Annotated in this window: 14 protein-coding genes; all 14 read left to right on the plus strand. The window is 58.9% G+C overall.

What is annotated here, in order from left to right; genetic code table 11:
• Nucleotides 1-293 precede the first annotated feature (293 nt).
• Genes mraZ through ftsA form a run of 14 tightly spaced genes read left to right on the plus strand, consistent with a single transcriptional unit; the run spans nucleotide 294 to nucleotide 15788 of the window.
• Nucleotides 294-749: a division/cell wall cluster transcriptional repressor MraZ gene (gene mraZ / locus PMYSY11_RS05350; protein WP_069897878.1), complete on the plus strand. Its 456-nt coding sequence runs from the start codon at nucleotides 294-296 to the stop codon at nucleotides 747-749.
• A 2-nt stretch (nucleotides 750-751) separates the two neighbouring features.
• The gene (gene rsmH / locus PMYSY11_RS05355) at nucleotides 752-1693 is read left to right on the plus strand and encodes a 16S rRNA (cytosine(1402)-N(4))-methyltransferase RsmH (RefSeq protein ID WP_069897877.1); all 942 of its coding nucleotides are present in this window, start codon (nucleotides 752-754) and stop codon (nucleotides 1691-1693) included.
• A complete protein-coding gene (gene ftsL, locus PMYSY11_RS05360) occupies nucleotides 1690-1983 on the plus strand; it encodes a cell division protein FtsL (RefSeq protein WP_069897876.1) in 294 nt (97 codons plus the stop codon). The genes rsmH and ftsL overlap by 4 nt, the downstream gene beginning before the upstream one ends.
• The gene (locus PMYSY11_RS05365) at nucleotides 1980-3713 is read left to right on the plus strand and encodes a peptidoglycan D,D-transpeptidase FtsI family protein (RefSeq protein WP_090513081.1); all 1734 of its coding nucleotides are present in this window, start codon (nucleotides 1980-1982) and stop codon (nucleotides 3711-3713) included. Before ftsL ends, PMYSY11_RS05365 begins: the two co-directional genes overlap by 4 nt.
• Nucleotides 3713-5176 carry a UDP-N-acetylmuramoyl-L-alanyl-D-glutamate--2,6-diaminopimelate ligase gene (locus PMYSY11_RS05370; RefSeq protein ID WP_150548519.1) on the plus strand — a complete coding sequence of 488 codons (1464 nt, stop codon included), beginning with the start codon at nucleotides 3713-3715 and terminating at the stop codon, nucleotides 5174-5176. Before PMYSY11_RS05365 ends, PMYSY11_RS05370 begins: the two co-directional genes overlap by 1 nt.
• Nucleotides 5169-6548 carry a UDP-N-acetylmuramoyl-tripeptide--D-alanyl-D-alanine ligase gene (locus PMYSY11_RS05375; RefSeq protein ID WP_150548520.1) on the plus strand — a complete coding sequence of 460 codons (1380 nt, stop codon included), beginning with the start codon at nucleotides 5169-5171 and terminating at the stop codon, nucleotides 6546-6548. Before PMYSY11_RS05370 ends, PMYSY11_RS05375 begins: the two co-directional genes overlap by 8 nt.
• Nucleotides 6549-7631 carry a phospho-N-acetylmuramoyl-pentapeptide-transferase gene (gene mraY / locus PMYSY11_RS05380; protein ID WP_069897872.1) on the plus strand — a complete coding sequence of 361 codons (1083 nt, stop codon included), beginning with the start codon at nucleotides 6549-6551 and terminating at the stop codon, nucleotides 7629-7631.
• Between the two features lie 7 nt (nucleotides 7632-7638).
• Nucleotides 7639-8985: a UDP-N-acetylmuramoyl-L-alanine--D-glutamate ligase gene (murD, locus tag PMYSY11_RS05385; protein ID WP_150548521.1), complete on the plus strand. Its 1347-nt coding sequence runs from the start codon at nucleotides 7639-7641 to the stop codon at nucleotides 8983-8985.
• Nucleotides 8985-10214 (plus strand): putative lipid II flippase FtsW, encoded by a 1230-nt coding sequence (gene ftsW / locus PMYSY11_RS05390; RefSeq protein WP_069897870.1) that lies wholly within the window; start codon nucleotides 8985-8987, stop codon nucleotides 10212-10214. The genes murD and ftsW overlap by 1 nt, the downstream gene beginning before the upstream one ends.
• Nucleotides 10204-11274: an undecaprenyldiphospho-muramoylpentapeptide beta-N-acetylglucosaminyltransferase gene (murG, locus tag PMYSY11_RS05395; protein ID WP_069897869.1), complete on the plus strand. Its 1071-nt coding sequence runs from the start codon at nucleotides 10204-10206 to the stop codon at nucleotides 11272-11274. The genes ftsW and murG overlap by 11 nt, the downstream gene beginning before the upstream one ends.
• 28 nt (nucleotides 11275-11302) lie before the next feature.
• Nucleotides 11303-12712, plus strand: coding sequence for a UDP-N-acetylmuramate--L-alanine ligase (gene murC / locus PMYSY11_RS05400; RefSeq protein ID WP_239655586.1), 1410 nt, complete (start codon nucleotides 11303-11305; stop codon nucleotides 12710-12712).
• Nucleotides 12709-13659 (plus strand): D-alanine--D-alanine ligase, encoded by a 951-nt coding sequence (locus PMYSY11_RS05405; RefSeq protein WP_150548523.1) that lies wholly within the window; start codon nucleotides 12709-12711, stop codon nucleotides 13657-13659. The genes murC and PMYSY11_RS05405 overlap by 4 nt, the downstream gene beginning before the upstream one ends.
• A 3-nt stretch (nucleotides 13660-13662) precedes the next feature.
• Nucleotides 13663-14520, plus strand: coding sequence for a cell division protein FtsQ/DivIB (locus tag PMYSY11_RS05410; RefSeq protein ID WP_069897866.1), 858 nt, complete (start codon nucleotides 13663-13665; stop codon nucleotides 14518-14520).
• A 20-nt stretch (nucleotides 14521-14540) separates the two neighbouring features.
• Nucleotides 14541-15788, plus strand: a complete 1248-nt coding sequence (gene ftsA, locus PMYSY11_RS05415) for a cell division protein FtsA (protein WP_069897865.1) — start codon at nucleotides 14541-14543, stop codon at nucleotides 15786-15788.
• The last annotated feature ends 8 nt before the right edge of the window (nucleotides 15789-15796 follow it).

The following is a 15796-nucleotide window of genomic DNA, read 5'->3' on the forward strand; positions in this document are numbered from 1 at the left end:
CGCAAAACTACATTTCCCGCCTTTCTAATACCTAAAAAATCTTACTCTTAATAAATCACTTTAACTTTGAAGTTCATTTCGCTGTGCCTGTTCGTTTTTAACTTTTCGAATGTTGCGCAGCTCACTCCATATCCCTCCTTATTTCCGTAAATCACCGTTCTATAAGGCTTTTTCCCTCGTGGAGTGCCTTGACGGTGGGGGGGTGGCGTTCCTATAGTGTGCGCAAGTGGTAAGAAGTGGCACGAAGTGGGTTTTTTTGGGCATGGAAAGCTAATAAAAGGGGATGTGCAACCGTGTTTCGCGGAGCTAACGCCATTAATCTCGACGCCAAAGGGCGGCTCGCGATGCCAAGTCGGTATCGGGATGAGCTCGTCTCGCGTTGTTCTGGCCAGCTCATCGTAACAATCGACGCCATTGACCCTTGTTTGTGCATCTATCCGCTCGCCGAGTGGGAAATCATTGAACAGAAATTGCGCGCGTTGGCTTCCTTCCGTGAAGAGAACCGTCGCTTGCAGCGTCTGTTGATTGGTAATGCCGTTGACCTTGAACTGGATGCCAGTGGTCGTTTCCTGGTTCCGCCGCGCTTGCGCGAATACGCAAAGCTGGACAAGCGCGCGATGCTGGTTGGCCAACTCGATAAATTTCAATTGTGGGATGAAGAAACCTGGAATGGCGTGGCAGAGGCTGATTTGGCCGCTATCAAACTACCGGGTGCTTTAACCGACGATCTACGTGACTTGATCCTGTGACTATGAATAGCAACTTCAGCCATATTACCGTGTTATTGGACGAAGCCGTCGAAGGCCTCGCCGTACGCGCTGACGGCTGCTATATCGATGGCACATTCGGGCGCGGCGGACATAGCCGCCTGATACTCCAAACGCTCGGTGCAGAGGGGCGGTTGCTAGGGTTCGACAAAGACCCACTGGCAATCGCCACGGGAAATGCACTAGCGGCCGATGACGGCCGCTTTGTCGTTGTACAACGCAGTTTTGCGGAACTTGCCGAAGAAGCTGCTGTCCGCGGAATCGACGGCAAAATCAGCGGCATTCTGCTCGACCTCGGTGTCTCTTCGCCGCAACTGGACGATGCCGAGCGCGGTTTCAGCTTCCTTAATGACGGCCCGCTGGACATGCGCATGGACCCGGACCGCGGCGTGAGCGCAGCCCAGTTCATTGCCACCGCCAGCGAAGAAGAAATCGCCCGCGTATTCAAGGAATACGGCGAAGAACGTTTTGCCAAGCGCATGGCGCGCGCCGTTGTGCAGCGCCGCAGCGAGCAGGCGTTTGAGCGCACCGCAGATTTGGCGCAAGTGTTGACCGTGGCCAATCCCGCCTGGGAAAAAGGCAAGAATCCGGCAACCCGTGCCTTTCAGGGTCTGCGTATCTACATCAATAACGAGCTGGGCGACCTTGAGCGTGGCCTGGATGCAGCGTTGGAATCCCTCGAAGTGGGCGGTCGTCTGGTGGTGATCAGCTTCCATTCGCTGGAAGACCGCATCGTCAAACAGTTCATGCGCAAGCACGCCAAGGGCGAAGCCGACAAGTTGCCGCGTGACCTGCCGATTATCCCCAAGGCATTCGAGCCACGCCTGAAACTGATTGGCAAACCGGTATTTGCCTCGGAAGCCGAACTCAAAGCCAACCCCCGTTCGCGTAGCGCCGTAATGCGCATCGCCGAGAAAGTCAGATGAGCATGCAGTCGCTGAAGACACTGCCGCGCGGCACGCTGCTGATGCTGCTGCTGTTCATCGCCGTCATTATGTCGGCGTTGGCTGTGTCTTACTGCGCGCACTGGAATCGCCAGTTGCTCAACAACCTGTACTCCGAACTCAGCGTGCGCGACAAAGCACAGGCTGAGTGGGGTCGCCTGATCCTTGAGCAGAGCACCTGGACAGCGCATAACCGTATCGAAACACTGGCCCACGATCAGCTTGGTATGCGCATTCCCGATGCCGGCGAAGTACGGATGGTGGCGCCATGATCAGGCTCGAAGGCGCACTTTATCCGTGGCGTTTCAGGGTTGTGCTGTTCCTGTTGGCGCTGATGGTGGCTGCTATTGTCTGGCGCATCATTGATCTGCAGATTTTCGATCATGACTTCCTGCAGGCTCATGGCGATGCGCGCAGCGTGCGCCACATTCCGATCCCCGCACACCGCGGTCTGGTGACAGACCGTAATGGCGAGCCGCTGGCGGTCAGTACGCCGGTCACCACTTTGTGGGGCAATGGCAAAGAACTGCAGCAAGCCAAGGCGCAGTGGCCGGTACTGGCTAAAGCGTTGGGCCAGAATCAGGAAGATTTTGCCAAGCGCCTGCAGGCCAACGCCGAGCGTGAGTTCCTGTATCTGGTTCGCGGGCTGACGCCTGAGCAGGGTCAGCGCATTCTTGACCTGAAAATCCCCGGGGTTTATTCCAGCGAGGAATTCCGCCGTTTCTATCCGGCGGGCGAAGTGACCGCGCACGTGGTCGGCTTCACCGACATCGATGACCGTGGCCGTGAAGGCATGGAATTGGCGTTTGATGATTGGCTGGCCGGTGTGCCGGGCAAGCGTCAGGTGCTGAAGGATCGTCGCGGCCGTCTGATTAAAGATGTGCAGGTCACGCAGAACGCCAAGCCGGGTAAAACCCTGGCCTTGTCGATCGACCTGCGCCTGCAATATCTGGCTCACCGCGAGCTGCGCAATGCGCTGGTCGAGTTCGGTGCTAAAGCCGGCAGTCTGGTGATGGTCGACGTCAAGACAGGTGAAGTGTTGGCGATGGTCAACCAGCCGACCTACAACCCAAACAATCGCCGCACCCTGCAACCGGCCGCCATGCGTAACCGCGCCATGACTGACCTGTTCGAGCCGGGCTCGACGGTTAAGCCGTTCTCGATCAGCGCCGCGCTGGAAACTGGCCGCTGGAAACCGACCGACACCGTTAATGTCGCGCCGGGCTGGCTGCGTATTGGTCGTTACACCATCCGCGACGTGTCGCGTAACAGCGGTGTACTTGATCTCACCGGCATTTTGATCAAGTCGAGTAACGTCGGCGTGAGCAAGGTGGCCTTCGATATCGGTGCCGAGTCGATTTACAGCGTGATGCAGCAAGTCGGCTTTGGTCAGGATACCGGCCTCAGCTTCCCGGGCGAGCGCGTCGGCAATCTGCCCAACCATCGCAAGTGGGGCCAGGCGGAAACGGCCACATTGGCCTACGGCTACGGCCTTTCGGTAACCGCCGTGCAGTTGGCTCATGCCTACGCAGCGCTGGCGAATGACGGCCGCACCGTGCCGTTGTCGATGATTCGCGTTGATAAGACGCCAGACAGCGTACAAGTGATTCCCGAAGATGTTGCGCAGACTGTGCACGGCATGTTGCAGCAAGTGATTGAAGCGCCAGGCGGCGTTTACCGCGCACAGGTACCTGGCTATCACGTAGCGGGCAAGAGCGGCACGGCACGTAAGGTCAGTGTCGGGACTAAAGGTTATCGCGAGAATGCCTATCGCTCGCTGTTTGCAGGTTTCGCACCGGTCAACAACCCGCGCATTGCGCTTGCCGTCGTTATCGATGAGCCAAGTCAGGGCGGTTACTACGGTGGTTTGGTTTCTGCTCCGGTGTTCAGTCGCGTCATGGCAGGCGGTTTACGCCTGATGAACGTGACGCCGGATAACTTGCCAAAGGACGAAGCTGTGCAGACCGTAGATGCTGCGTCGACTAAAGGAGGGCGCGGCTAATGCCAATGCCACTTAGCCAACTCATTCCTAAAGCGCAGTCGAGCACCTTGATTCGCGAATTGACTCTGGACAGCCGCAAAGTGCGTCCGGGCGACTTGTTTCTGGCAGTGCCGGGGCTGGCTCAGGATGGCCGCGAGCACATTGCCGATGCACTGGAGCGCGGCGCTGCTGCGGTTGCTTATGAAGCCGAAGGCGCGTTCGACATGAGCGTCGATAATGCCGAACTGGTTGCGATCAAAGGCCTGGCTGGTCAACTGTCGGCTATCGCCGGTCGTTTCTACGGTGAGCCGAGCCGCGCCCTGCATATGGTCGGCATCACTGGTACCAACGGCAAAACCAGCGTCAGCCAATTGCTGGCGCAGGCATTGGACATGCTCGGCGAGCCATGCGGCATCGTTGGCACGTTAGGCAATGGCTTCTACAACGCGCTGACTCAGGGCAAGCACACCACGCCGGACCCGATTGGGGTGCAGGCTGTGCTGGCCGACCTGAAAAAATCCCATGCGCGTGCGGTGGCGATGGAAGTCTCGTCCCATGGTCTCGATCAGGGCCGGGTGGCGGCGCTGGCATTTGATGTTGCCGTGCTGACCAATCTTTCCCGCGATCACCTCGATTACCACGGTTCGATGGAAGCCTACGCGGCCGCCAAAGCCAAGCTTTTCGCATGGCCGGGCCTGCGTTGCCGCGTACTTAACCTGGATGACAGCTTCGGTCAGAAACTGGCGCAAGAGCAGCACGACTCGCGTCTGATCACTTACAGCCTGATCGACAGCAGTGCTTACCTGTTCTGCGACGCGCTGCAGTTTGATGATCACGGCGTTCGCGCCAAGCTGGTAACCCCGCGTGGTGAAGGCATTCTGCGCAGCACCTTGCTGGGCCGCTTCAACCTGAGCAACCTGCTGGCCGTGGTTGGCGCGTTGCTGGCGCTGGATTACGCGCTGGATGAAATTCTCAAGGTGCTGCCAAACCTGCAAGGCCCGGTTGGCCGCATGCAGCGTTTGGGCGGCGGCGAAAAGCCATTGGTTGTGGTCGATTACGCCCACACCCCGGATGCGCTGGAAAAAGTACTTGAAGCGCTGCGCCCACATGTTCAGGGGCGTCTGACCTGCGTGTTTGGCTGCGGCGGTGACCGCGACCGCGGTAAGCGTCCGCTGATGGCCGAAGTGGTCGAGCGTCTGGCCGATGCTGTGATAGTTACCGATGACAACCCGCGCACCGAAGCGCCCGAGCAGATCTTTGCTGATATCCGTCAGGGCTTTGTTGCGCCCGACGCTGTCGAGTTCGTCGCCGGACGCAGTCTGGCCATCGCCAAGGTCGTTGCGGCGGCGCAGGCCAGCGATATCGTCGTGCTGGCCGGCAAGGGGCATGAGGATTACCAGGAAATCAACGGCGTGCGTCAGCCGTTCTCCGATCTGGTCGAAGCGGCTAATGCACTCACAGCTTGGGAGAATGCTCATGCTTAAGGCACTGCGTTTTTCTGAGTTGTTGAGCGCACTTGATGCGCAGCTTATCGGTGCAGACGGCGAGTTCGATGCAGTCAATACCGACAGCCGCAGCATCAAGCCGGGTCAGTTGTTCATTGCCCTGACCGGTCCGCGCTTCGATGGCCACGACTATTTGAATGAAGTCGCTGGCAAGGGCGCTGTAGCCGCTCTGGTCGAACGCCACATTGCCGATTCAACCTTGCCGCAGCTAATTGTCAAAGATTGCCGCGTGGCACTCGGTCAACTGGCTGCGATGAACCGCAAAGCCTACCGTGGCCCACTGGCTGCGGTTACCGGCTCAAGCGGCAAAACCACTGTTAAAGAGATGCTGGCTAGCATCATGCGTGAAGCCAATGCAGGGGAGGCCTCGGCCGTTCTGGCGACGCGCGGCAACCTGAACAATGATTTGGGCGCACCGCTGACCTTGCTCGAACTGAGCCCCGAGCATAAAGCAGCGGTTATCGAGTTGGGCGCATCGCGCGTTGGCGAAATTGCCTACACCGTCAGCCTGGCCAAGCCGCAGGTGGCGATGATCACCAACGCCGGTACTGCGCATGTTGGCGAGTTTGGCGGCCCGGAAAAAATCGTAGAAGCCAAGGGCGAAATCATCGCCAGCCTGAGCGAGCACCACATTGCGGTGCTGAACAAGGACGACGCGGCGTTTACCATCTGGAGCGAGCGCGCCAAGCCCGCGTCTGTTCTGAGTTTTGCCAAGGTCGACAGCAGCGCCGATTTTCACGCCAGCGATTGCAGCCGTGACCCGCGCGGTTGCGCCAACTTCACCCTCAATTGCAGTGAAGGCATGGCGCGCATTCAGCTCAACTTGCTGGGCGAGCACAACATCAGCAATGCGCTGGCTGCTGCGGCCGCGGCACATGCGCTGAGCGTACCGCTCATCGATATCAAGGCCGGACTCGAGGCGCTGCAACCGGTGAAAGGCCGTGCAGTAGCGCAGTTGGCGCCCAATGGCATGCGCGTAATCGATGACACCTACAACGCAAATCCCGCGTCGATTTGCGCGGCGATTGATATACTCGCCGGCTTTTCCGGCCGCACTGTTCTGGTGCTCGGAGATATGGGCGAATTGGGGGAATGGGCTGAGCAAAGTCACCGTGCTGTTGGCGAGTACGCCAAGGGCAAAGTTGATGCGCTGTATGCCGTCGGACCGCTGATGAGTTTTGCTGTAGAAGAATTCGCAACAAATGGCCGGCATTTCGCCGATCAAGCCAGCCTGATCGAAGCGCTTCGCCTCGAATCGGGTGACACCACTGTACTTATTAAAGGTTCACGCAGCGCCGCGATGGAGAAAATCGTCGCGGCTCTTTGTGGCACGTCTGGGGAGATTCACTAAATGCTGCTGCTGCTGGCCGAGTACCTGCAACAGTTCCACACTGGTTTCGCTGTATTCCAGTACCTGACACTGCGCGGAATTCTCGGTGTGCTCACTGCACTGGTTATCGCGCTGTGCCTCGGCCCGTGGATGATCCGTACCTTGCAAACCCGTCAAATCGGCCAATCGGTGCGTAATGACGGCCCGCAATCGCACCTGTCGAAGAAAGGCACTCCGACCATGGGTGGCGCGCTGATCCTGTCTGCCATTACCGTCAGCACCCTGCTGTGGGCAGACCTGAGCAACCGTTATGTCTGGGTGGTTCTGGCTGTAACCCTGCTGTTCGGCGCTGTGGGCTGGGTGGATGACTACCGCAAGGTGATCGAGAAGAACTCGCGTGGCCTGCCGAGCCGCTGGAAGTATTTCTGGCAGTCGGTATTTGGTCTAAGCGCTGCCGTGTTCCTTTATATGACGGCGCAAACACCGGTAGAAACCACACTGATCCTGCCGCTGCTGAAAGATGTCAGCATTCCGCTGGGCGCTGGCTTCGTCGTACTGACCTATCTGGTAATCGTGGGCTCAAGCAACGCGGTCAACCTGACTGACGGTCTTGATGGTCTGGCCATTCTCCCAACCGTGATGGTTGGCGGTGCGCTGGGAATCTTCTGCTACCTGTCGGGCAACGTGAAATTCGCTGATTACCTGCTGATTCCTTACGTGCCAGGCGCGGGTGAGCTGATCGTGTTTTGCTCGGCGCTGGTGGGTGCCGGTCTCGGTTTCCTCTGGTTCAACACCTATCCGGCTCAGGTCTTCATGGGTGACGTTGGCGCGCTGGCGCTGGGCGCTGCACTGGGCACCATCGCCGTCATCGTGCGCCAGGAAGTGGTGCTGTTCATCATGGGCGGCGTGTTCGTGATGGAAACCCTGTCGGTCATTATCCAGGTCGCTTCATTCAAGTTGACCGGCAAGCGCGTATTCCGCATGGCGCCGATCCATCACCACTTCGAATTGAAGGGCTGGCCGGAGCCGCGGGTGATTGTACGTTTCTGGATCATCACCGTGATTTTGGTGTTGATCGGTCTTTCCACTTTGAAATTGCGTTGAGGACACGATGAGCCTGATCGCTACAGACAACTTCCGCATTATTGTCGGCCTCGGCAAAAGTGGCATGTCGCTGGTGCGCTTCCTCGCGCGTCAGGGTGCCCGCTTTGCCGTGGCAGACACACGTGCGAATCCTCCGGAGCTGGCCACTTTGCGTGAACAGTTCCCAGAGGTCGAAGTGCGCTGTGGCGAGCTGGATGTCGAGTTCCTCTGCCGCGCCAGCGAGTTGCTGGTGAGCCCGGGTCTGGCCATTGCAACGCCGCAGTTGCAGGAAGCGGCCAGGCGCGGGGTCAAGTTGTCGGGCGATATCGACCTGTTTGCCCGTCACGCCAAAGCACCGATTGTGGCGATCACCGGTTCCAACGCAAAAAGCACCGTGACTACGCTGGTTGCCGAAATGGCCGCAGCAGCGGGCAAGAAGGTCGCCGCAGGCGGTAACCTGGGTACGCCAGCGCTGGATTTGTTGTCCGATGATGTCGAGCTTTATGTGCTTGAGCTGTCGAGCTTCCAGCTGGAAACCACCGAGCAGTTAAACGCCGAAGTGGCAACGTGCCTGAACATCAGCGAAGACCACATGGATCGCTACGCCGATCTGCCGGCTTATCATCTTGCCAAGCACCGCATTTTTCGTGGCGCACGTCAGGTTGTGGTGAATCGCGACGATCCGTTGTCGCGGCCGCTGATTGCCGATCAGGTGCCTTGCTGGAACTACGGCTTGGGTAAGCCGGACTTCCAGCGTTTCGGTTTGATCGATGAAAACGGCGAGAAATGCCTCGGCTTCAAATTCGATGCCTTGATGCCGGTCCGCGAGCTGAAAATTCGCGGCGCGCATAACCAGTCGAATGCTTTGGCCGCTTTAGCGCTGGGCCATGCAGTCGGCCTGCCGATGGCGGCCATGCTGGAAACGCTCAAACAGTTCACCGGCCTTGCTCACCGTTGTCAGTGGGTTCGCGAGCTGCGCGGTGTGAATTATTACGATGACTCCAAAGCCACGAACGTTGGCGCTGCACTGGCTGCTATCGAAGGCTTGGGTGCGGATATCAGCGGCAAGCTGGTGTTGATCGCCGGTGGTGATGGCAAGGGCGCAGACTTCTCGGCGTTGGCCAAGCCAGTGGCACGTTTCTGCCGCGCGGTTGTTTTGTTGGGTCGCGATGCGCCGTTGCTGGCTGCAACGCTGGCTGACAGCGCACCGCTGGTGCATGTGAGCACGCTGCAAGAAGCGGTTGCGCGTTGCGCCGAGTTGGCCGAGGCGGGTGATGCTGTGCTGCTGTCGCCGGCATGCGCGAGCCTGGACATGTTCAAGAATTTCGAAGAGCGCGGTCGGCTCTTTGCACAAGCGGCGGAGGCGTTGAACTGATGTTCGAATTCCTGCGCCCTTATCCGTCACCGCTGTTCGGCCCACGCGGCATGAGCATGGACTTCCCGCTGCTGGCAGGTTGCCTGGCACTGCTGGGTATTGGTCTGGTGATGATCGCCTCGGCGTCTACCGAAGTGGCTGCGGTGAATACCGGCAGCCCGCTGTATTACATGATCCGTCACCTGATCTATCTGCTGATTGGTCTGGGCGCGGCCGGCATTGTGCTGATGATTCCGATTGCCACATGGCAGCGTTACGGCTGGATGCTGCTGCTCGTGGCATTTGCCCTGTTGCTGATGGTGCTGATTCCGGGGGTTGGCCGTGAGGTGAACGGCTCGATGCGCTGGATCGGTTTCGGTGCATTCAACGTGCAGCCTTCAGAAATCGCCAAAGTCTTTGTGGTGTTGTTCCTTGCCGGTTATCTGGTTCGTCGTCAGGAGCAGGTCCGCGAAAGCTGGGCCGGTTTCATCAAGCCATTCGCCGTGCTGATGCCGATGGCGCTGTTGCTGCTGCTTGAGCCTGACTTCGGTGCAACGGTGGTGATGTTCGGTGCTGCGGCTGCCATGTTGTTCCTTGGTGGTGTTGGCCTGTTCCGCTTCGGGGTCATGGTGCTGCTGGCTGTTGGTGCTGTGGTCTGGCTGGTACAAGACCCGTATCGCTGGGCGCGTATGACCAACTTCGCCGACCCATGGGCCGATCAGTTCGGCGCGGGCTACCAGTTGAGTCAGGCCCTGATCGCATTTGGTCGTGGCGAGTGGATTGGCGTTGGCCTCGGCAACAGTATTCAGAAGCAGTTCTACCTGCCAGAAGCGCACACCGACTTCGTGTTCTCGGTACTCGCTGAAGAACTCGGCATGGTTGGCGCACTGACCACCGTGGCGCTGTTTGTGTTCGTCAGCGTTCGCGCTCTGTACATCGGTTTGTGGGCCGAGAAGGCCAAGCAGTTCTTCGCCGCTTACGTGGCCTACGGTCTGGCATTTCTGTGGATCGGCCAGATCCTGATCAACATCGGCGTAAACGTCGGCCTGCTGCCAACCAAAGGTCTTACCCTGCCGTTCCTAAGTTACGGCGGCAGCTCGCTGGTTATTTGCTGCGTCAGTCTGGCGCTGTTGCTGCGCATCGAGTGGGAGCGTCGGACCTCGCTCGGCAGCGAAGATGTCGATTTCACCGAGTCGGATTTTGCCGATCTGGCGACTGCACCTGTAAAGGAGGTCGCTCGTGGCCGGTAATGTTCTGATCATGGCAGGCGGTACTGGCGGGCACGTGTTCCCGGCGCTGGCCTGTGCAAGCGAATTCAAGGCGCGCGGTTACAGCGTGCATTGGTTGGGCACTCCGCGTGGCATCGAAAACGAACTGGTGCCGGCTGCCGGTTTGCCACTGCACCTGATCGATGTCAGTGGATTGCGTGGCAAGGGCAAACTGTCGCTGCTCAAGGCGCCGTTCCAGCTGCTCAAGGCGCTGTATCAAGCGCGCAAAGTCATGCGCCAGTTGCAGCCAGTCTGCGTGCTCGGCATGGGCGGTTATGTGACCGGGCCAGGCGGCTTGGCGGCACGCCTGTGTGGCGCACCTTTGATCATTCATGAGCAAAACGCCGTGGCCGGTACGGCTAACCGCAGCCTGGCGCCTTTCGCCGCTCGCGTGTGTGAAGCCTTCCCGAACACCTTCAGCGCATCCGACAAGCGCCGTACCACCGGCAACCCGGTGCGTGAAGAACTGTTCCTGGAAACCCCGCGTCAACCGCTGGCCAATCGCAAGCCGCGTTTGCTGGTTTTGGGCGGCAGTCTGGGCGCTGAACCACTGAATAAATTGCTGCCTGAAGCGCTGTCGTTGATTGACCCTGAAGTGCGCCCCGAGGTGTTTCATCAGGCGGGCAAGCAACACAGTGAAATTACTGGCGAACGATATCGCAATGTAGGCGTCGAAGCGCAAGTCGCCCCATTTATCAAGGACATGGCGCAGGCCTATGGTTGGGCAGACATGGTTATTTGTCGTGCAGGTGCGCTAACGGTCAGTGAATTGGCGGCAGCGGGTTTGCCAGCATTCTTGCTGCCATTGCCCCATGCGATTGACGACCACCAGACACGCAACGCCGAATTTCTCGCGAACGAGGGTGCCGCAGTGCTCCTCCCGCAACGCTCCACTGACGCGGCAATGCTGGCCGCGCAGCTGAACGAGGTTTTGATGCAGCCACAAAAACTAACAACCATGGCCACTACTGCCCGTAGCCTGGCCAAACCTGACGCCACACGCAGCGTCGTTGAGATTTGCCTGGAGGTGGCCCGTGGTTGAGTCGCAGAAAGCCGCACCGCAACCCGAAATGCGCCGTATCCGTAATATCCACTTCGTCGGTATCGGCGGCGCGGGCATGTGCGGCATCGCCGAAGTACTGCTGAATCTGGGCTATCAGGTCTCCGGCTCCGACCTCAAGGCATCGGCCGTGACTGATCGTCTGGAAAAATTCGGCGCGAAAATCTTTATCGGTCACCAGTCTGATAACTCGGCCCACGCCGATGTGCTGGTGGTCTCGAGCGCAGTCAATACTGCCAACCCGGAAGTCGCCAGTGCGCTGGAACGTCGCGTTCCGGTAGTGCCGCGTGCCGAGATGCTCGCCGAGCTGATGCGCTACCGCCACGGTGTCGCCGTTGCCGGTACGCACGGCAAAACCACGACCACCAGTCTGTTGGCTTCGGTATTTGCTGCCGGCGGCCTTGATCCGACATTCGTCATCGGTGGCCGTCTGAATGCCGCGGGCACCAATGCCCAGCTGGGCACCAGCCGTTACCTGATTGCCGAAGCTGACGAAAGTGATGCCAGCTTCCTGCACCTGCAGCCAATGGTTGCCGTGGTCACCAACATCGACATGGACCACATGAGCACCTATGAAGGTGACTTCAACAAGTTGAAGAAAACCTTCATCGAATTCCTGCACAACCTGCCGTTCTACGGGCTGGCCGTGATGTGTGTGGATGATCCGGTGGTCTGCGAAATTCTGCCGCACGTGGCGCGCCCGACCGTGACCTACGGTTTTGCCGAAGGTGCCGACGTGCGTGCGATCAATGTTCGCCAGGAAGGCATGCGCACCTTCTTCACCGTATTGCGCCCGGATCGCGAGCCGCTGGATGTCTCGGTAAACATGCCGGGCAACCACAACGTGCTCAACTCGCTGGCCACAATTGCCATCGCCACCGATGAAGGCATTTCTGATGAAGCCATCGTTCAGGGCCTTTCCGGCTTCCAGGGCGTGGGTCGTCGTTTCCAGGTGTATGGCGAGCTGCCGGTTGAAGGCGGTGAAGTGATGCTGGTTGATGACTACGGCCATCACCCGCGCGAAGTAGCTGCGGTAATCAAGGCTGTTCGCGGTGGCTGGCCGGATCGTCGCCTGGTCATGGTTTACCAGCCGCACCGTTTCAGCCGTACCCGCGATCTGTATGACGATTTCGTTCAGGTTCTCGGCGAGACCAACGTGCTGCTGTTGATGGAAGTTTATCCGGCAGGCGAGGAGCCGATTCCGGGCGCCGACAGCCGTCAGCTGTGCCACAGCATCCGTCAGCGCGGCCAGTTGGACCCTATTTATATCGAGCGTGGTGTCGATCTGGCGCCACTGATCAAGCCGCTACTGCGTGCCGGCGACATCCTGCTGTGTCAGGGCGCGGGCGACATCGGCGGTTTGGCTCCACAACTGTTGCAGAGCCCGCAGTTTGCAGTGGCTTCAGGTAAAGCTAAATGAGTACTGAAAAATTGAAATCTCAGCTGCCGGTCAGCGCTTTTGGTCGCGTCGCCGTCCTGTTCGGCGGCAAAAGCGCCGAGCGTGAAGTGTCCCTGAAGTCGGGCGCTGCGGTACTGAGTGCGTTGCAGGCCGCTGGTGTTGATGCGTTCGGCATCGATGTTGGCGACGACCTGCTGCAGCGCTTGCTTAGCGAGAAAATCGACCGCGCGTTCATCGTGCTGCACGGTCGTGGCGGTGAAGACGGCAGCATGCAGGGCTTGCTCGAATGCGCAGGCATTCCTTTCACCGGCAGCGGCATTCTGGCCTCGGCACTGGCGATGGACAAACTGCGCACCAAGCAGGTTTGGCAGAGCCTGGGCTTGCCGACGCCACGCCACGCTGCACTGTCGAGCATTGAAGATTGCCAGCAGGCTGGCGCGGAGCTGGGTTTCCCGTTGATCGTCAAGCCGGCTCACGAAGGCTCGAGCATCGGCATGGCCAAGGTTGCCAACGTTGAAGAACTGATCGGTGCGTGGCAAACCGCCAGCCAGTTCGACAGCCAGGTGCTGGTTGAGCAGTGGATTCAGGGACCGGAATTCACCATCGCAACGCTGCGTGGTCAGGTCTTGCCAGTGATTGGTCTGGGCACGCCGCACAGCTTTTACGATTACGACGCCAAGTATCTGGCCAATGATACCCAGTACCGCATTCCGTGCGGCCTCGACGCTGACAAGGAAGCCGAACTGCAGCAGCTCACCGAGCGCGCTTGCGAAGCAGTAGGCATTCAGGGCTGGGCGCGGGTTGACGTGATGCAGGATGCGCAGGGCGCGTTCTGGTTGCTCGAAGTGAATACCGTGCCAGGCATGACCGATCACAGCCTGGTGCCAATGGCGGCCAAAGCGGCCGGTCTGGATTTTCAACAACTGGTGTTGGCGATTCTCGCCGACAGTATTGAGGCTCGGGGTTAAGTCATGAACGCCATCCTTCGTCATCAGCCAGGCACCAATGGCGCACCTTTGCGTGCCAAGCCTGCGCAGCGCGGCGCCAGCCGTTTGGTGGCCAAGGAGCCGTTGAGCAAGCGCTTGCCGAAACCGAGCTTCAAGTTTCTCAAGAGCGTGACCTGGCCGTTGCTGCTGTTGGCGCTGGGGATTGGCGCGTATGAAGCGTCGCTGCGTTTGCTGCCGTATGCCGATCAGCCGATTTCGAAAATCAGCGTTGATGGCGACTTGAGCTACATCAGCCAGCAGTCGGTGCAGGAACGCATCGCTCCGTTTGTCTCGGCGAGCTTCTTCAGCGTGGATCTGGTCGGTATGCGTCACGAACTTGAAAGCATGCCGTGGATCGCCAGCGCACAAGTGCGTCGCGTATGGCCAGACCAGGTGCAGATCAAGCTCGAAGAACAACTGCCAATCGCTCGCTGGGGCGATGCAGCGCTGTTGAACAATCAGGGCCAGTCGTTTGCCCCGCAGGAACTGGCGAATTATCAGCACCTGCCGCAGCTCTACGGTCCGCAGCGGGCGCAGCAAAAAGTGATGCAGCAGTATCAAGTGCTCAGCCAGATGTTGCGCCCCATTGGCTTTACCGTCGCGCGCCTTGAACTGCGTGATCGTGGCAGCTGGTTTTTAACCACGGGTCAGGGCATCGAGATGCTGCTGGGCCGCGATCATCTGATCGACAAGATTCGCCGCTTCATGACCATTTATGACAAGAAGCTGAGTGACCAAATAGAGAATATAGCGCGGATCGATCTGCGTTACTCCAACGGCCTGGCCGTTGCGTGGCGTGAACCGGCCGTGATCACGGCAGCTAACACTGCTGTCGTGCAGTGAATCAGGAGAAGGCAAGACAAATGGCAAACGTGCAGAGCGGAAAGATGATCGTTGCTCTCGACATCGGCACTTCGAAAGTAGTGGCGCTGGTGGGTGAGGTCGCGGCTGATGGCCAGCTGGAAATCGTCGGTATCGGTACTCATCCCTCGCGCGGCCTGAAGAAGGGCGTCGTGGTCAACATTGAGTCCACCGTGCAGTCGATCCAGCGTGCGATCGAGGAAGCCCAGTTGATGGCAGGCTGCCGGATTCACTCGGCGTTTGTCGGCGTTGCCGGTAACCATATCCGCAGCCTGAACTCCCACGGGATTGTCGCCATCCGTGATCGTGAGGTCAGCCAGGCCGACCTCGAACGCGTACTCGATGCTGCTCAGGCCGTTGCAATTCCTGCTGATCAGCGGGTTCTGCATACGCTGCCGCAGGATTACGTGATTGATAACCAGGAAGGCGTTCGCGAGCCGCTGGGCATGAGTGGCGTTCGTCTCGAAGCCAAAGTGCACGTTGTTACCTGTGCAGTGAATGCAGCGCAGAACATCGAGAAGTGCGTGCGCCGCTGCGGCCTTGAGGTTGACGACATTATCCTTGAGCAACTGGCTTCGGCTTACGCGGTACTCACCGACGACGAGAAAGAGCTGGGCGTTTGCCTGGTCGATATTGGCGGCGGCACCACCGATATCTGCATCTTCACCGAAGGCGCAATTCGCCACACAGCGGTGATTCCGATTGCCGGCGATCAAGTCACCAACGACATCGCCATGGCGCTGCGTACCCCTACGCAGTACGCCGAAGAAATCAAAATTCGTTACGCCTGCGCACTGGCCAAGCTGGCCGGCGCGGGCGAAACAATCAAAGTCCCGAGCGTGGGTGATCGTCCGCCGCGCGACCTTTCACGTCAGTCTTTGGCTGAAGTGGTCGAGCCGCGTTATGACGAACTGTTCACCCTCATTCAGGCGGAGCTGCGGCGCAGCGGGTACGAGGATCTGATCCCAGCCGGGATCGTTCTCACCGGTGGCACCGCGAAGATGGAAGGCGCAGTCGAGTTGGCGGAAGAGATCTTCCACATGCCGGTTCGTTTGGGTTTGCCGTTGAGTGTCAAAGGGCTTGCTGATGTTGTACGCAACCCGATTTATTCGACCGGTGTGGGGTTGTTGATGTACGGGCTGCAGAAGCAGCACGACGGCATCTCGATGTCATCGATCGGCAGTTACAGCGACGAGGCCAAGGCGCCTGTACTTGAGCGCTTCAAGCGTTGGGTCCAGGGAAATTTCTAAAGTAAAAC

Origin of the sequence: Pseudomonas marincola, assembly GCF_900682675.2 — a bacterium.
In the GTDB taxonomy this organism is placed as follows: Bacteria; Pseudomonadota; Gammaproteobacteria; order Pseudomonadales; family Pseudomonadaceae; genus Aquipseudomonas; species Aquipseudomonas marincola.

Coding starts and splice junctions, on each gene's coding strand:
- rsmH (WP_069897877.1), top strand. CDS start 752: ATGAATAGCAACTTCAGCCATATTACCGTGTTATTGGACGAAGCCGTC.
- PMYSY11_RS05405 (WP_150548523.1), top strand. CDS start 12,709: ATGAGTACTGAAAAATTGAAATCTCAGCTGCCGGTCAGCGCTTTTGGT.
- PMYSY11_RS05365 (WP_090513081.1), top strand. CDS start 1,980: ATGATCAGGCTCGAAGGCGCACTTTATCCGTGGCGTTTCAGGGTTGTG.
- PMYSY11_RS05410 (WP_069897866.1), top strand. CDS start 13,663: ATGAACGCCATCCTTCGTCATCAGCCAGGCACCAATGGCGCACCTTTG.
- PMYSY11_RS05370 (WP_150548519.1), top strand. CDS start 3,713: ATGCCAATGCCACTTAGCCAACTCATTCCTAAAGCGCAGTCGAGCACC.
- ftsW (WP_069897870.1), top strand. CDS start 8,985: ATGTTCGAATTCCTGCGCCCTTATCCGTCACCGCTGTTCGGCCCACGC.
- PMYSY11_RS05375 (WP_150548520.1), top strand. CDS start 5,169: ATGCTTAAGGCACTGCGTTTTTCTGAGTTGTTGAGCGCACTTGATGCG.
- murD (WP_150548521.1), top strand. CDS start 7,639: ATGAGCCTGATCGCTACAGACAACTTCCGCATTATTGTCGGCCTCGGC.
- mraY (WP_069897872.1), top strand. CDS start 6,549: ATGCTGCTGCTGCTGGCCGAGTACCTGCAACAGTTCCACACTGGTTTC.
- murC (WP_239655586.1), top strand. CDS start 11,303: ATGCGCCGTATCCGTAATATCCACTTCGTCGGTATCGGCGGCGCGGGC.
- ftsA (WP_069897865.1), top strand. CDS start 14,541: ATGGCAAACGTGCAGAGCGGAAAGATGATCGTTGCTCTCGACATCGGC.
- ftsL (WP_069897876.1), top strand. CDS start 1,690: ATGAGCATGCAGTCGCTGAAGACACTGCCGCGCGGCACGCTGCTGATG.